Raw genomic sequence first — 15,745 nt, 5'->3', positions numbered from 1 at the left:
TTTGGAGTTCCCATGGAAGATACCCCCCTTATAATTGGTTCACGTACATTTCAATCTCGCCTGCTTGTAGGGACAGGTAAATATAAAGATTTAAATGAAACAGATCTTGCGATTCAAGCAAGTGGTGCAGAAATTGTCACTGTTGCAATTCGACGCGTGAATATTGGTCAACATCCTGATCAGCCAAATTTACTTTCTGTTGTACCTCCTGAAAAATACACAATTCTTCCAAATACGGCAGGTTGTTTCGATGCAAATAGTGCTGTACGTACGTGCATGCTTGCTCGTGAATTGTTAGATGGTCACAACTTAGTAAAACTTGAAGTTTTAGGTGATGAAAAAACGTTATATCCGAATATTACCGAAACATTAAAAGCTGCGCGTATTTTAATTGACGATGGCTTTGAAATTATGGTGTACACATCGGATGATCCTATTGTTGCTCAAGAACTTGAAAGCATGGGCTGTGTGGCGATTATGCCTCTTGGTAGCTTAATTGGTTCTGGTTTAGGTATTTTAAACCCACATACCATTTCTATTATTAAAGAAAATGCAAAAGTTCCTGTACTTGTAGATGCTGGTGTTGGAACAGCAAGTGATGCTGCGATTGCAATGGAACTTGGTTGTGATGGTGTATTAATGAATACCGCTATTGCTGCTGCTCAAAACCCTATTTTAATGGCTTCTGCAATGAAGAAAGCTGTTGAAGCAGGTCGTGAAGCATTCTTGGCAGGTCGTATGCCACGTAAACGCATGGCAAATGCAAGCTCACCCGAAACAGGTTACTTTTTTAAATAAATCCACGTAGATTATTCATTTGAATATTTAAATGAATCTCCAATAAAAAAGGACTCTACATGAGTCCTTTTTTATTCAATATAACTTAAGGAATTAAACCTTCATCTCGCATTGCAATTTGTACAGATTGACGTGCAGCTACTTTATTACGTAGCGCAATAACATTTTTATACGGCGTTAAATCGTGATGAATTAGATTAGACCAGTTTGTAAGTACAAATAAATAAGCATCTGCTGGACCAAAGTTATCATCTACCAAATATTCATTGTCCGATTTTTCAATTGTGCTATCGATGTATTTCAATAATCGATCAATTTCTGCATACGCTTTTTGCTTTGCATCATCTGTTAATGGCGCACCAAAAAACACAGCGTAAGCATCGTGTAATTCTGAGTTTAAGTAACCCAACCACTCTAAAACTTTTGCACGTCCTAAACCCGATGGTGGAATTAAATCTTGCTTAGGATCATGTTGTGCTAAAAAAGGAAGAATTGCCACATTTTCAGTTAAAATTAAACCTGGGTTAATTTCCAATGCAGGCACATAACCTTTAGGGTTAATGGTGTAATAATCTGTGCCTTTTTCTGTGATATGTGTTTTTGTATCAACGCGTTCTAAATCAAAATCTACATTTATTTCATTTAAGATAATATGTGATGCAAGTGAACATGCACCCGGCGAATAATAAAGCTTCATACTTGATCCTTGTTATTTATCTATACTCTGTTTTAAATTGCTTCGGTCAAACTTTCAAGTAAAGAAACCTACTTATTTTTATCAAATCGTAACTATTAAAGTCACAATTACGTCTTCAATATTGTTCAATTACATAAATTATTCAAGCTGAATATTCATACTTTTTTAAATAAAGTTGCTTTAACATATGCAACTTTCGAGTTTATTGAATATTGCACGTGATTAGCTTAAAAAAAGATGAGTGGTTTTCTAATATACGAACCGATGTTTTAGCAGGTTTGGTGGTTGGTTTAGCTTTAATTCCTGAATCAATTGCATTTTCCGCTATTGCTGGTGTAGACCCACAAGTCGGTTTATACGCATCTTTTTGTATTGCTGTTTCTATTGCATTTTTTGGCGGGCGACCTGCCATGATTTCCGCAGCAACAGGCGCACTTGCCCTGCTGATGATTACGCTTGTAAAAGAACACGGTTTGCAATACTTACTTGCTGCAACCGTACTTACAGGCATTATTCAAGTTATTGCAGGTTATTTTAAAGTTGCCAAACTCATGCGCTTTGTTTCACAATCTGTCGTGTTTGGTTTCTTAAATGCTTTGGCGATTTTAATTTTTGCTGCACAGCTTCCCGAAATAAATAAAATGGATACTACTGCCTATATATTTGTAGGTTTAGGTTTAGCAATTATTTACCTATTTCCCTATTTACCTAAAATTGGCAAAAGCATTCCATCACCACTTATTTGTATTATTGTTTTAAGCTGTTTAGCACTATTTTTAGGTGCAGATATGCGAACGGTGAGCGATTTAGGTACATTCCCAGATACATTACCTATTTTCCTCATTCCTCAAATTCCACTCAATTTTGAAACACTCAGCATCATTCTTCCCTATTCTATTACGCTTGCTACAGTTGGTTTACTTGAAACTATGATGACTACCACCATAGTCGATGAAGTAACTCAAACGCAAAGTGATAAGCATAAAGAATGTCGCGGGCAAGGCTTTGCTAATATTGTTAGCGGATTTATGGGCGGTATGGCAGGTTGCGCCATGATTGGACAATCGATTATTAATGTAAGCTCTGGTGCACGTACACGCTTATCTACACTTATTGCGGGCCTATTCTTACTGTGTTTAGTCGTGTTTTTTAAAGATTGGCTTGCTTATATTCCAATGGCTGCACTTGTTGCCATTATGATTATGGTGTCATTTACGACATTTCAATGGCATTCGGTCAAACAATTTAGAAATCACCCAATTTCTTTTAATGTGGTGATGATTTCAGTGATTATTGTCGTACTTGCAACGCATAACTTAGCCATTGGTGTATGTGTTGGTGTTTTACTTTCTGCGCTATTCATTATTAATAAATTAGAAAGCTCTGTGAAAGTTGAATCTGTACTAATCAACAATGAGCGTAAATACATTGTTTCTGGGCAAATATTTTTTAGCAGTTCAGATAAATTTTTACAATTTTTCGACTTTAACGAAAACGTTCAGTCTGTAGAGCTAGATTTAACTCATGCACATATTTGGGATGTTACTTCAGTCAACATGTTTAACAGCGTAGTGAAAAAATTTAACGACAAAAATATTGAAGTAAATATTATTGGCTTAAACGAAGCGAGTAGCATACTTATAGACAAATATAATTAATTTCAAACAAGAAAAGCGCCTATTGAACGCTTTTCTTGTATTTTTTGTTCAAATTTTAGATAAAGCCATATAAAAGTTTGACTTGTGAAGCTTAGCACTTAAAATACCGCATTCGTAGTTTTTAACATTGCCAAAATTATGTCGAACGATCAATTAGACCAGCAAGTTGTAGAGCTGGAAAACCTGAATGAGCACCGTGAAATTGTAACTTTCATGCGCCGTTCTTCTCCGCTAAATACTTCTCAACGTACTGCGCTTGAACAATACGCTCACCTAATTTTGGAATATCCAGTTGGTGATTTACGCCAACACTTTGAACATCCTGAACACCCTTTAACTGTAGAAATTGGTTTTGGTATGGGTCGTTCATTGGTACTTATGGCAAAAGCCAACCCTGAACGTAACTTTGTAGGTATTGAAGTACACGTACCTGGTATCGCGCAATGCGTATATGAAGCAGGTATGGCAGGTTTAACTAACTTACGCCTACTAGATGCAGATGCAATTCAAGTATTACGTGAAATGCCAGATAACAGCATTAATGCAATTCAATTATACTTCCCTGATCCTTGGCAGAAAAAACGTCATTTCAAACGTCGTTTCGTTTCTCATGACCGTATGCCATTGGTTGAACAAAAGTTAGAAATGGGCGGTACGTTCCACGCTGCAACAGACTGGGAACCATACGCTGAATGGATGTTAGATGTTTTAGATAATCGTCCAAATCTTGAAAATATGGCAGGTAAAGGCAATAGCTATCCTCGTCCAGATTGGCGCCCACAAACTAAATTTGAACGTCGTGGTTTAGAAGAAGGTCATAAAATTAATGACTTCCTTTTCAAAAAAATTAAGTAATATTTACTAATATCTAAGCATTAAGATTTAAGGGCTCTATAAGAGCCCTTTTCTTTTATCTATAATTTGGTATGTCTTTGTATAATTTGCTGACTGAGTAAAGCATACACTTCTTGTAAATCTTCTCTCTTTTCTTGTTTTAACATTTCTTGATGCATCTGAATGATATTTTCATCACCGCGCATTGCAGGACCTGTTTGCATATCTTTCGGATTATTCGCTAAAGCTTTATTCGCCGTTTCTTGAATTAAAGGATATAACAAACTGAAATCCACGTGTTTTGCATCGACAATTTGCTTTGCCATGTCATAACAATAATTACTAAAATTACAAGCGAAAATAGCAGCCAAATGTAAACTTAAACGTTGTTCTGAATTATAAGAATACAATTTATTGCTTAGGCTATTTGCTAAATAAACTAAATTTTCTAAATCCTGTTTATTCGCTGCTTCTATAAATAAAGGTGTATTTTCCCAGTCTATTTCACGTTCCAAACTAAACGTTTGTAGCGGATAAAATACACCACATTTATCGTGAGTTTTCGCCAAAACATTTAAGTGTGTACTTCCCGATGTATGCACAATACAAACATCTTTTAAATAAGGGCTAATTTGTTCAATTACACCTTTAATTGATTGATCACTCACGGCGATAATCATTAAATCAATATCAGTATTTATATTTTCAAAATTAGAAATTGCTTGTGCTTGAACTTGCAGTGACAGCCATTCTGCTTTTTCAAAAGTACGACTATAAATTTGTACAACTTGATGCTGTGAACCTAGCGCTTTTGCCAAATGATACGCAACTCGCCCTGCACCAATAAAACTAATTCTCATGATTCATTCACAACGTTTATTTTCTACAGCATGCCAATAAAAAAAGGACGAATCAACGCCCTTTTTAATCTTTAAAATAAATACAATATTCAATGTACAAATTAATTCATTTGTACTTTTTATAAATTATGAAATAAACTCATTTTACCTTTTCTATAGTTTCTGAACTTGGCAATTATTAATCTATAATGTGACCCCAAATACTACTTTCGAATTTGTATTTTCGAACCATTATTTTTCTACTCTAAAAATGATTTCACCACCATAAATAAAAGCACAGCCAAAATAAAAACTACAACGTATTGTATTGGAAATGGTTTCTTCTTTTTACCAGAACGTGTAGCTCTCAACTCTTCAGGCTTTTTTAATTCTTCACGAACTTCTTCTACTGAATTTCTTATACCCGAAATTCTTAGCAAATCATCCGACCATGCAGGTAAAGCATTAAGTACTAATGGCATTTGCCCTTTAATTAAATGCCCAATCACTTGTATATCACTTGAGCCTGCTTCACTTACTAGTAAGTTTAAAGAAGGTCCGAGCGATGCATTTAATATGGTATTTACATCTTCTGTAGATGCTTCCCCACTAATATAATTTAAAACTTGCTGAGTAGTTTCTAAATTATTATCAAAAATCTCTGTGATATCTGGTTGGACTTGATCACGTAATTTTTCGAACAATTCTGGTTTGGCATTTATTGCGGATAATAGAATAGGATAAAAATCAGTTAAAGCCTGTTTTTTAAATAAAAAATCTTCTTTTTCTTCAGCAAGAACAATAGGTGTTACTTGTTGTTGTAATAAATAAATTATATTAAAAGACATTTCGCCCCCACGAATGTAAATGTCAGTTCAACTACTTATAGGTTATTTTTTATTCTATGTAAAACATTTTAAATTTCTTATTAAATATATTTATGTAACAAAAAAGTCAGCCTAGGCTGACTTTTTATCATTACACTTTAATTTAGTACCACAATTAAAGCTAAGCTGTAAAAGTACGAAGTGCTTTCGCTCGTACAGTTTGCTGAATTAATGGCGTATTTTTACCTTGAGAGATAATTGAATCTTTGGTAATTGTCCATTCAACTTCAGGATCAATTAATACCCAACCAGATTCAGCCACCCATCGATCATACATATTGGCAACTTTTGCAGGTGCAACAGTCACTTTTTCAACCCATTCTAAAGGTTCAAACAAACCTTCTTTAATCAGTTGAATACCAAATGGAATATAGGTATCAAACGCTGTAAATCCAGATAATGTTTCAGCAAATGGTGCCATTTTCGCAGAACTGCTTAATGGTTCATGGTGCGTACAAATCGCATCAATTACACCATCTTTCACACCTTGGCGAAGCAACTCTTTGTCTTTTTCAGAACGAAGTGGCGGACGCACGTGTGCAAGTGAGTTAAAACCATCAATCAATTGATCTGTTAAATGCAGTTGATGCATTGCAACATCACAAGTGATATTTAAACCTTTGGCTTTCGCAATTTTAATGAGCTCAACAGAAGCACCACATGACAATAAGCCAAAGTGAGCACTTACGCCTGTTGCTTCAATCATTAGCAAGTATTTTGCAATGGCAATGGTTTCTGCCAAAGCAGGAATTGTTGGCAAGCCTTGGCGTGAAGCAACAAAGCCTTCATGTACACAACCATCTTTCGCAATTTGAGGTTCTTCTGCATAGAACACAACGGTCATATCTAGACCTGCTGCGTATTCTAATGTGCGAAGTACAACATCATCATTTTCAAAACTTGCATTGGCATTTGAAACAGCAGTACAACCGCCCTTTTTCAAACCAGCCATGTTTGCAGGTTGTTTACCTAATAAGCCTTGGGTTTGAGCACCAATCACTTGTAGATAAATACCACCATCTAACATCGCTTTTTCAACTAGGCCGTGAATAAGTGCGCCATTATCTTGAACAATTGGTTTTGAATCTGGTGGCGTGAATACGTGCAAAATACCATTTTCACGTGCCGCTTTACCTTCAGATTTTAACGTACCATGTTGTTGCTGACCCGGTTCACGTAAACGCGCGCACAAATCTACCATGGTAGGCATTAACCATTTGCCTTCACCATTAATGGTTTCAGCAACATTGGCTGTTTCTGCAACCAATTTGCCATTTTCAACATATACAGTTTGTACGCTGTCCGTTTTAGCAATTGGGTCTAAGACACGTACATTTTCAATTTTAACAATACTCATGACTATCCCTTATACCGCAATCGCTTCTAATAAACCCTTTTCTTGCAACTGACCTTGCATAGACAACGCAAGTACCGCCATACGCACTGCAATACCGTTTGTTACCTGATTCAAAATTACAGATTGCGAACCATCTGCAATGCTTGAGTCAATTTCTACACCACGGTTCATAGGCCCCGGATGCATAACGATGCAATCTGATTTTGCTAAAGCAAGACGTTCTTTATTCAAGCCATACATTTTGTAGAATTCAGATTGTGAAGCCAACGCAGGAGAATCGATACGTTCATTTTGAATACGTAAGGTAATAATCACGTCGCAATCTTTAATACCATCTTCCATTTTGTTAAATAAGCGAACACCTTCGCCATATTCATCAAAACCATATGGAAGTAATGTATTTGGTGCAATAACACGAATATCTTTACAGCCCAATGTTTGCAATGCTGCAACATCTGAACGTGCTACACGTGAATGTTTAATATCACCAATAATGGCAATAGAAATATCTTCAAATTTTTTCTTAGTTTCACGGCGAATGGTCAGCATGTCTAACATTGCTTGCGTAGGATGTGCGTGACGCCCATCACCTGCATTAATAATGGCAATATTTGGACATACATCTTTAGCAATAAAATGTGCTGCACCCGAAGACGAATGACGAACCACAAAAATATCTGCCGCCATCGCTTCTAAGTTCCAAAGCGTGTCACGTAAAGTTTCACCTTTAGATGTACTTGAGCGAGCAATATCAATATTTAATACATTTGCAGAAAGACGCTTTGCAGCTGCTTCGAAAGTTGTACGAGTACGTGTAGAGTTTTCGAAGAAAAGATTCATTACCGTACGACCTTCTAAAAGATTGTTGGTAATTAGCTGATTTTGGTCATTAAAAAAGGACTGTGCTGTGTCCAATATTTTTGTGAGAGTTTCTTTAGATAGACCTTCAATGGTCAAAAAGTGCTTTAGGTTTCCGTTTTGGTTGAGCTGAATCTGGCTCGGGGTATGCAGTGCCGCCAAATGCATGGTGGATTCCTTATATGCTAAGTCAACATATTATACAGACATTCAATCCAACTTTGCAGTGAAATACATCATTGAATGATCAAAATACATTTAACAATTACAATTAAAAACTCAATATCCAATAATAATTTCAATTAGATAGTTTTATCAAAAAGCTAAGTTGCGAATTTTAAAGGTGAATTTTATCTAGCGTTGTATATATCAACAACTTGGCATTTTTTAATTAAAGTTTCATTTTTAAAAGCCAAAAATTAACTTGATAAATCAATCGTAATTTCACATAAAAATAAAATTGAGGAGCATAAGCAAGAATCTGCTATAGTAGGCAACATCTAGTGGGCTTTTTACACCTCAATACACCCTACCTTTATTAAATTGGGTTCTTAAACGGGTAACTCCCAAAGCTCAAAAAATTCTTTTATTTTATATCAATAGGTTACAATGAAAATTGTTATTCTAAACAAACCTTATGACGTTCTCTCTCAATTCCGTGCCGACGAAAAACACCAAACTATGGCGGACTTCGTTAACGATCCAACATTGCGTCTTGCTGGTCGTTTGGACATGGACTCTGAAGGTTTAGTATTTTTAACCGATCATGGTGGTTTAAACCAATACATCACGAATCCTGAAAATAAGAAGTTTAAGACTTACTTGGTTCAGGTTGAAGGTGATGTAACTGAAGAAGCACTTGAGCAACTTCGTAAAGGTGTAGAGCTTAAAGATGGTATGACTTTGCCTGCTAAAGCAGAAAAAGTTGAAGAGCCTGAATGGTTATGGGAACGTAATCCTCCTGTTCGTTTCCGTGCGTCTGTGCCAACGTCTTGGGTAGAAATTTCTATTTGTGAAGGTCGTAACCGTCAAGTTCGTCGTATGACTTCTGCGGTTGGTTTCCCTACTTTGCGTTTAATTCGTACTAAAATTGGTCAAATTGATTTAGTTCAAATGGTCTTAAAACCAGGTGAAACGAAAGAAATTGAACCGCTTTTATATCCTGATTTTCAAAATGTTCCTGCTGAAGAGCCGTACCGTTCACGTTCTTATGTGAAGAAACCAGGTGGTACTGGCGGTAAGCCTATGGTTCGTAAGAATAAAGATGGTTCTGTGAAGAAGTCTTCTGGTACGAAACGTATTTGGCAGATGGATGATAGCGAGAAGCCGAAGCGTAGAACTAATGGTACTACGCGCCCGAATACGAAAGCACCACGTGGCCGCGGACGTAATGGTCGTTAAGATTTAAAAGTTATAAATTAAACCCCTCAATTGAGGGGTTTTGTCTTTAAATTAACTTATAAAACTAACTCAATTCATTGAAAATAATTTTTTCATACTCTTTTATTTTTTCCATAAGCTCTTGGAAACGCCTAGTAATAATAATTTTAGTTTCTTCTATATTGCCAGTTTCTATGAATCTCTCAAACTCATCTCTACGTAAAATTTCTTTCTGAAATGATAAATGCCATTTCAAAGAAAATTTCTTATTCACTTTATTAAAAAAATGAGAGTTATTCTGATATATATCTAAAATTTTTGATCTGATATCTGAGTCACCATCACCAATTTTCAAATCAAAATTAATACAATTATTCCTAATATTAAATTCAAATAAATAAATCCAATCGTCATCTATATCTTCATCTTTAGGAAAAATTCCTTTTTCCTTTAATACCCCAACCTTATCGTATATAAATTTTGGTTTAAAACGTACATAACTTTTAGTGCTTTGAAAAGAAACTATACTAGTTTCACTTTCTATTAACTCTTTAGGACTTACGCACTATTATTTATAGATTCTCTGTGGTAGCAGATGATTTTTATCGAGAATAAAGTCATCAATGAAGTTTTTGATAACTGGTCTAAATAATTTCTTCTGCCAACGATATACATTTTCAAAGATCCGCTCAAACTGGTTCTTTTGTATCTCAACGTAGGCCATCAAGGCTGAAAAAATATGATTCAAAATCAGTTTAGATCGTCTTACTTGAAACTTTTCAATATGACAAACCTGTTTAATCACCCGGTGATATTGCTCTATTTTCCAATGACTTGAATGTAATTCATGAAAACCCTCAAAGGACAATAAATCATCTTCATCTTGATGCACAATATAAAACCTCTGCTGTTCTTTTAACTGAGTCTTAAATAATTGTACAAAGCCAAAATCTTTGAGCCAGATCACTTGACCCTGATGGAAATCTGGCAATAAACGCAGTTGAAACCATTGTCCTTTTTCTGGGGAAACCTTACGGTTACAGTCGATACCAAACATAAATCGAATACCATATTTTCTTATGGTTTTTAGATTTCCAGTCGATGAATACCAACTATCACCTGTAATAAATTGAATCTTTGCACCCCAACTGAGTACTTCACTTAACATATCCATAAAGTAATCATTCTTGGTTTTACTTTCAGATTTGTCATAAATTCGGAAATTAATTGGAATATTTTGACCATTTTGATCTGTCGCATACAAGGTAATGAGATTAATACCCTTGACGGATCGGTGGTGTTTGCCTGACCAAAAATAGCTAACCAAGTCCATATGTTGACTATATGGTTTATCTAAAACAGTATCATCAATACTGACTATAAGTTTATTATTATCAATATGTTGAATTGATTCTTGATATAGGTCGTGAGGTGTGTAGTCTTCACGCTCTAGAAAGCGATTTACACTATCATGCGAGATATTATAAGTCTCGGCAAGTTGTGTGCAGCTAATAGAGTTCGGTTCTGTCATGAGAAAGCCCATATAAATGGGTAATGTACAAGTTGCTGTAGAAGCATGTTTAATTCGTCTGATCACAGATACTTTATAAAGTATTTTAATACTTTTTTGAATCCGTCAATGCGTAAGTCCTACTCTTGTAAAAAACTACTTAGTTCCTCTGACTCTGACGTTGCGCAGTATTTAAAAACAAGATCAAAAGCAGCCTTATACTTTTTATAAAGCTCTTTAGTCAAAGTTTCAATTTCTTCATTCTGATTAAGCATAGATTTTAATGTCTGTAAATATTGTTGAAGAACAAATCTAGTTTGTTCCGAAATAGATATCTGCTGTGTAGCCAACAGTGTATTTAATAATTTAATAATGTGGTTATATGTAATTTGAATATAATAATCACTATCATCACCACTTAAGTTTTGCTCTTTTAGTGATAAATATAAATATATTCGATGTTTGTAATTAGAAAATTCTTTTTCAACAAAATCTCTATATTTTTTTAGCTGCCCTTTACTTTCAGTTGAGTGAATTTTATTTTCTACAACCATACAAAACTTATTTTTTTCTGATAAAAAAATAAGATCAATATTTTTATATTCTCGTTTTATTACTAAATCATCAAAATCAAAATTTATATAATCAAAGACAGATAAACCTGTATCGCCTCCTAAGCTTTCAAACTCATTTTCTTTAAAATAAATTTTAATAAACTCTTTAAAAGCACAATCACCTAAATTATGAGACTCATTCGGTGACATAAGCCATGCTAAAAAATTAGAATGCTGAAGCTCTTTATGCGATACCTTTAAAATATCCATTAAATTAATTTCTTTGTTTGTTAAACTCAATAAATGTGAAAAATCATCATCAAGAATTAACTTTTTTAATAGCCGTTCAACCCCATTTGTCATAAAAAAAACCTTAAAATAAATAGTTAATTTCAGGCAATAAAAAACCCATACCTAAGTATGGGTTTTACATGATCTTTCCATTATAAGCAATTAAGCTTTAAGCCATTTTTCCGCTTTTACAGCATCTTCAACTTTAAGCTCAACTTCAGCTAAAACAGAACCCGAAGCATTCACTTCAAACTGCATTAACTCATCACGGCGGAAAGCATAAACAGTAAACACACCTTCCTCTTTCGCATATTGCTCAAGTAATTTTACAGATGCTTTTACGCCATCAATTGCAATAATCACATCTAGAGCAGAAAGACCTGCTTTCGCCCCAACTCCATCACGACGTGCAGATTGAACCACAACACCTTCAGGCTTATCGGCAAGTTTCAAACCAAATGGCAAAGTTTTGTCATTTTTTAAAGTATAAGAAACACCAAATTCAGGGAATAGCTGATCTAAAGGCAATTCATCTGTGGTATTAATCAAGTGATTAATCTGTTCAGACCAATCATCACCTGTTAATTCTTTGCACAATTCATAAATTGTACCTTCATGTACTTGAATGCCATTTTGTGCATTTTCGTACAACTTACACATTAAAGCATCTAAGCTAGAATCACGTAAACGCAAGCCTAAATCTAAGCACAGCGCAACCAAACAACCTTTGTTGTAATAGCTTGTACCTGCGTTATTTGAGTTTTCATCTTGACGGTAGAATTTCACCCAAGCATCAAAACTACTTTCCGCAACCGTTTGAATTTCTCGACCCGGGTTTTGTAAGTAACGATCAATTTGTGCTTTTAACAATTTAATGTATGAATCTTGGTGAATTACACCACTACGAAGCAAAATTAAATCGTCGTAATAAGATGTGAAACCTTCAAAAATCCACAATAAAGACGTATAGCCTTCACGGTTTAAATCGTAATTTACAAAGTTTTCAGGTCGAATAAACTTCACTAACCAAGAATGAAAATATTCATGGCTACATAAGCCTAAAAAGCGTTGGTAATTTTCAGATGGCTCTACAGGCTCATTGGCTTTTGGTAAATCATCACGTGGGCTAATTAAGCTTGTACTGTTCGGATGCTCTAAACCGCCATAACTATTGGCAGTCGCCATTGTCATAAAGGTATAGTCTTCAAATGGCGCAGAACCAAACATTGAAATCTCTGTCGCACAGATTTTTTCAATATCTTGTTTCATACGTTCAGCATTCATTTTGTGCTGACCTGAAACCACAAATTCATGTGCAATGCCATTTGCTTCAAAACTAAAGCGTGTTTGATCTGCCAATTCAAATGGCGAATCTATTAGTTCCGCATAGTTTTTCGCTTTTAATGTATAACGACCTTTCACCAAGCTTTTAGATTTTAAGCCCGTTGCCAATTGAAAATGCTTTAACTCTGGCGGTAAAAACACTTCAACTTCAACAGGTTTATCTTCATGCCCAACTAAGCCAATACAAGCACAAGCTGGGTTAATGTATAAACGGTTTTGATCTACATATGCGCCACGTACAGATAAATCATAAGCATATACGTCATATTCAACAGTAATCAGCTCATGATCTGTATTAAACAAACGCCATTTGTTCTTTTCAAATTTGCTAATTTTTAACAGACGACCATCTTCATCTGATGCTTTTACAGATTCGATGTGTTTAGAAAACTCACGAATTAAGTAACTACCCGGAATCCAAGTCGGTAAAGTCAGAACTTGTGTAGGATCTGCCAAAAAGCGAAGTGTTACGTGTACAAGATGTTGACGATAATCGTCAAATTCGATTTGATAATGCAGCATAATAGGCAATTCAAAATATATTTTACAAAACTTAGTTCTAGCTTATCATTTTTTTTAAATACAGTGCTGAACTGTGTTAAATGTCTGCATTTTTGACTAGTCAGCTTTAAAAAAAAGGCATAGCATTTACCCTCTTTTGCGCTACAACAGTCACGGCCCGACTTGACTAAGGATCTTCATTGAAAGCTGTAATTTATGTACTCACAATATTAAGCATATTGTGTTCAACTTTAACTCAAGCTGCGTTACTCAATATTGTTCCACAAAGTGTGGAAGCCGAAGCTTGGACAATTTTAGACCCTCAGTCGGGTCAAGTCATTGCAGAACATAACAGCCATGTGCAAAGAGCACCTGCTTCTATGACCAAAATGATGGTCGCTTATATTGCATTTAAAGAAATTGAAGCGGGTCGTTTATCTTTAAATGAAATTATTACTGCTACGTCTGTAGTCAATACGGTGCAATGGGATGAATCTCAAATGTACCTTAAGCCAACTGAAACAATTTCTGTAGATCAGTTACTTGCAGGTTTAATTGTAATGTCTGCAAATGATGCAGCCGTTACGCTTGCAGAACGTATTTCAGGTTCAGTTCCTGCATTTGTTCAGCGCATGAATAAAGAAGCACAAGCTTTAGGAATGAAAGAAACACATTTTTCAAACCCTGCGGGCATTACTATGGATGATCATTTATCATCTGCATACGATATGGCGCTTTTAGGTCAAGCTGTTACTAAGCAAACGCCTGAATATTTGCGTTATTCTATTATGCCAAGTTTTAGCTATAACCAACGCTTTCACCACGCAACCAATTTGGCTTTAAAAACAGACCCAAGCGTAGATGGTTTAAAAACTGGTTTTACACGAGCAGCAGGTTATAACTTAACGTTAACAGCACATCGTCCAACTGCCGATTTAAACGCACCAAATAGACGTTTAATTGTGGTCGTAATGGGTGCAAAAAGTGCTCAAAAGCGTGCTGAAATTGCAGAAACATTATTAAACTTGGCTTATACCTACACACGTAATGAAGTCGCAATTAAAGAAAAACAAACCATTGCCGATATTCCTGTTGTTAAATCGACTTTAAAATTATTTAAAGTTACCGCAACAGAACCCAAATACGTTACGACATCTTTATATAACCAAATTTATGCAATTGATTTAGCAACGTATGACAAAGTAAATAACCGTGTCATGTTAAATACAGGTAATGGCACTATTCAACAAGTTGAACCACTTACTCAAACAAATACGCACTACGATGTTAAAGTGAATGCACAAGAAATTATTGCACCTATTGCGAAAGTGATGCAGCTTGCAACGGTTCAGGTGTATCAAAATAACGTGCTGATTAATACGTTACATTTGAATCAAGATGTTCAAGTTGAAGAAGCAAATATCTTCCAAAAAATCATCATGTGGTTCTCTAGCTTATTTTCTAGCGATGCTCATAAAGTAAAAGTTTACCCACTTCAAAGCTAAATATTTAAAGCACTCAAAATTCATAAAAAAAACTCAAGTAACGGTTTACTGTTACTTGAGTGGCTTTAAACTTAATAGTGTTGAAACACCAATTCTTATATCTATATTGCTTTAATTTTTTATTATTTCCCCAATAAAAACAATGCTATTCCCTTTTATTAACGTAAGCTTCCAATGTAGTGATGCGACACTTGCGCTTTATAAACCTCCTCCTCAGTCGCTTCATAAGATGCTTGTAATTTTTCTGCCGATTCTTCTAATATTTGAACAGGTGATTTAAATTCTTGTTTTTCAGTTTCTAATCCTAAAATTTTCTTCAAGCTTTCTGCATGTTTAATTAAATCTTCATCCTTAGTTTCTAAAGCCAATGTAATAACATACTTTGCATAATCTGCATTTTCTGAAAGATAAACAACATCAACAACTCGTCCTGACACTCTTCTTAAGCGCGTGTAAAGTAAAGTTGCTACCGAAAAAGCAGAGTTCCCCAAATTGCTATAAATCTCCCTATTCATATTTCCCCCATTTAAAGTTTTAATAAAAATTCTTATTTTATAAAAAGCAAAATGCATACCAATTTATAAATTCATGTCTATTTTTAATAAAATCTATTTTTAACTGTGCAAATAAGGTTTATTTACAATAAAAATGCATTTAAAAATCACTAGACTCTAATTTTCCTACATATCTTCACTTGTAGATCAGCCCAAAAGCATGAAAATACGTTAAAAT

Annotated in this window: 15 protein-coding genes; 5 read left to right on the top strand and 10 right to left on the bottom strand. The window is 34.9% G+C overall.

Annotated elements, in window-relative coordinates; all coding sequences use genetic code 11:
• The first annotated feature begins 12 nt into the window (after positions 1 to 12).
• Positions 13 to 798, top strand: a complete 786-nt coding sequence (locus MZO21_RS05450; RefSeq protein ID WP_248102265.1) for a thiazole synthase — start codon at positions 13 to 15, stop codon at positions 796 to 798.
• A gap of 85 nt (positions 799 to 883) precedes the next feature.
• Here MZO21_RS05450 and MZO21_RS05445 read toward each other — a convergent pair whose 3' ends face one another.
• Positions 884 to 1,495 (bottom strand): glutathione binding-like protein, encoded by a 612-nt coding sequence (locus MZO21_RS05445; protein WP_154772182.1) that lies wholly within the window; start codon positions 1,493 to 1,495, stop codon positions 884 to 886.
• A 218-nt stretch (positions 1,496 to 1,713) separates the two neighbouring features.
• Between MZO21_RS05445 and MZO21_RS05440 the strand changes: the two genes are divergently transcribed.
• Positions 1,714 to 3,153 carry a SulP family inorganic anion transporter gene (locus tag MZO21_RS05440; protein WP_171501215.1) on the top strand — a complete coding sequence of 480 codons (1,440 nt, stop codon included), beginning with the start codon at positions 1,714 to 1,716 and terminating at the stop codon, positions 3,151 to 3,153.
• A gap of 138 nt (positions 3,154 to 3,291) precedes the next feature.
• Positions 3,292 to 4,008 (top strand): tRNA (guanosine(46)-N7)-methyltransferase TrmB, encoded by a 717-nt coding sequence (trmB, locus tag MZO21_RS05435; RefSeq protein WP_154772184.1) that lies wholly within the window; start codon positions 3,292 to 3,294, stop codon positions 4,006 to 4,008.
• Positions 4,009 to 4,067: 59 nt separating this feature from the next.
• Here trmB and MZO21_RS05430 read toward each other — a convergent pair whose 3' ends face one another.
• The 4 genes from MZO21_RS05430 to MZO21_RS05415 all read right to left on the bottom strand — a co-directional run bounded on the left by MZO21_RS05430 (position 4,068) and on the right by MZO21_RS05415 (position 8,096).
• On the bottom strand, positions 4,068 to 4,847 hold the full coding sequence (locus tag MZO21_RS05430; protein WP_248102262.1) for a Rossmann-like and DUF2520 domain-containing protein: 780 nt from the start codon (positions 4,845 to 4,847) through the stop codon (positions 4,068 to 4,070).
• A 239-nt stretch (positions 4,848 to 5,086) separates the two neighbouring features.
• Positions 5,087 to 5,674, bottom strand: coding sequence for a hypothetical protein (locus MZO21_RS05425; RefSeq protein WP_154772186.1), 588 nt, complete (start codon positions 5,672 to 5,674; stop codon positions 5,087 to 5,089).
• Between the two features lie 160 nt (positions 5,675 to 5,834).
• The gene (locus MZO21_RS05420; RefSeq protein ID WP_154772187.1) at positions 5,835 to 7,070 is read right to left on the bottom strand and encodes a dihydroorotase; all 1,236 of its coding nucleotides are present in this window, start codon (positions 7,068 to 7,070) and stop codon (positions 5,835 to 5,837) included.
• Between the two features lie 9 nt (positions 7,071 to 7,079).
• Positions 7,080 to 8,096 carry an aspartate carbamoyltransferase catalytic subunit gene (locus tag MZO21_RS05415; protein WP_154772188.1) on the bottom strand — a complete coding sequence of 339 codons (1,017 nt, stop codon included), beginning with the start codon at positions 8,094 to 8,096 and terminating at the stop codon, positions 7,080 to 7,082.
• Between the two features lie 441 nt (positions 8,097 to 8,537).
• On the opposite strand from MZO21_RS05415, the gene MZO21_RS05410 reads away from it, so the two are divergent.
• Positions 8,538 to 9,329 (top strand): rRNA large subunit pseudouridine synthase E, encoded by a 792-nt coding sequence (locus MZO21_RS05410; protein ID WP_154772189.1) that lies wholly within the window; start codon positions 8,538 to 8,540, stop codon positions 9,327 to 9,329.
• A 64-nt stretch (positions 9,330 to 9,393) separates the two neighbouring features.
• Here the strand turns inward: MZO21_RS05410 and MZO21_RS05405 are convergent, their stop codons facing one another.
• The 4 genes from MZO21_RS05405 to MZO21_RS05390 form a co-directional block, all read right to left on the bottom strand.
• Positions 9,394 to 9,663 (bottom strand): hypothetical protein, encoded by a 270-nt coding sequence (locus MZO21_RS05405; protein ID WP_248102260.1) that lies wholly within the window; start codon positions 9,661 to 9,663, stop codon positions 9,394 to 9,396.
• Positions 9,664 to 9,876: 213 nt separating this feature from the next.
• Positions 9,877 to 10,905, bottom strand: a complete 1,029-nt coding sequence (locus tag MZO21_RS05400) for an IS701 family transposase (RefSeq protein WP_180039189.1) — start codon at positions 10,903 to 10,905, stop codon at positions 9,877 to 9,879.
• A 53-nt stretch (positions 10,906 to 10,958) separates the two neighbouring features.
• Positions 10,959 to 11,735: a PD-(D/E)XK nuclease family protein gene (locus tag MZO21_RS05395; RefSeq protein ID WP_248101817.1), complete on the bottom strand. Its 777-nt coding sequence runs from the start codon at positions 11,733 to 11,735 to the stop codon at positions 10,959 to 10,961.
• 90 nt (positions 11,736 to 11,825) lie between these two features.
• A complete protein-coding gene (locus MZO21_RS05390; protein WP_154772191.1) occupies positions 11,826 to 13,529 on the bottom strand; it encodes a M61 family metallopeptidase in 1,704 nt (567 codons plus the stop codon).
• A gap of 179 nt (positions 13,530 to 13,708) precedes the next feature.
• Here MZO21_RS05390 and MZO21_RS05385 point away from each other — a divergent pair, with 179 nt between their 5' ends.
• The gene (locus MZO21_RS05385) at positions 13,709 to 15,013 is read left to right on the top strand and encodes a D-alanyl-D-alanine carboxypeptidase PBP6B (RefSeq protein WP_154772192.1); all 1,305 of its coding nucleotides are present in this window, start codon (positions 13,709 to 13,711) and stop codon (positions 15,011 to 15,013) included.
• A gap of 158 nt (positions 15,014 to 15,171) precedes the next feature.
• Here MZO21_RS05385 and MZO21_RS05380 read toward each other — a convergent pair whose 3' ends face one another.
• Positions 15,172 to 15,528, bottom strand: coding sequence for a hypothetical protein (locus MZO21_RS05380; RefSeq protein WP_154772193.1), 357 nt, complete (start codon positions 15,526 to 15,528; stop codon positions 15,172 to 15,174).
• Between the last annotated feature and the right edge of the window lie 217 nt (positions 15,529 to 15,745).

This window comes from Acinetobacter portensis, from assembly GCF_023158935.1.
Classification (GTDB): Bacteria; Pseudomonadota; Gammaproteobacteria; order Pseudomonadales; family Moraxellaceae; genus Acinetobacter; species Acinetobacter faecalis.
The sequence above is the reverse complement of the archived record's forward strand: the minus strand, read 5'-3'. Positions and strand labels throughout refer to the sequence as shown.

Excerpts from the sequence above, each read along its gene's own strand:
- MZO21_RS05450 (WP_248102265.1), top strand. The coding sequence starts at position 13 with ATGGAAGATACCCCCCTTATAATTGGTTCACGTACATTTCAATCTCGC.
- MZO21_RS05445 (WP_154772182.1), bottom strand. The coding sequence starts at position 1,495 with ATGAAGCTTTATTATTCGCCGGGTGCATGTTCACTTGCATCACATATT.
- trmB (WP_154772184.1), top strand. The coding sequence starts at position 3,292 with ATGTCGAACGATCAATTAGACCAGCAAGTTGTAGAGCTGGAAAACCTG.
- MZO21_RS05430 (WP_248102262.1), bottom strand. The coding sequence starts at position 4,847 with ATGAGAATTAGTTTTATTGGTGCAGGGCGAGTTGCGTATCATTTGGCA.
- MZO21_RS05425 (WP_154772186.1), bottom strand. The coding sequence starts at position 5,674 with ATGTCTTTTAATATAATTTATTTATTACAACAACAAGTAACACCTATT.
- MZO21_RS05420 (WP_154772187.1), bottom strand. The coding sequence starts at position 7,070 with ATGAGTATTGTTAAAATTGAAAATGTACGTGTCTTAGACCCAATTGCT.
- MZO21_RS05415 (WP_154772188.1), bottom strand. The coding sequence starts at position 8,096 with ATGCATTTGGCGGCACTGCATACCCCGAGCCAGATTCAGCTCAACCAA.
- MZO21_RS05410 (WP_154772189.1), top strand. The coding sequence starts at position 8,538 with ATGAAAATTGTTATTCTAAACAAACCTTATGACGTTCTCTCTCAATTC.
- MZO21_RS05395 (WP_248101817.1), bottom strand. The coding sequence starts at position 11,735 with ATGACAAATGGGGTTGAACGGCTATTAAAAAAGTTAATTCTTGATGAT.
- MZO21_RS05390 (WP_154772191.1), bottom strand. The coding sequence starts at position 13,529 with ATGCTGCATTATCAAATCGAATTTGACGATTATCGTCAACATCTTGTA.
- MZO21_RS05380 (WP_154772193.1), bottom strand. The coding sequence starts at position 15,528 with ATGAATAGGGAGATTTATAGCAATTTGGGGAACTCTGCTTTTTCGGTA.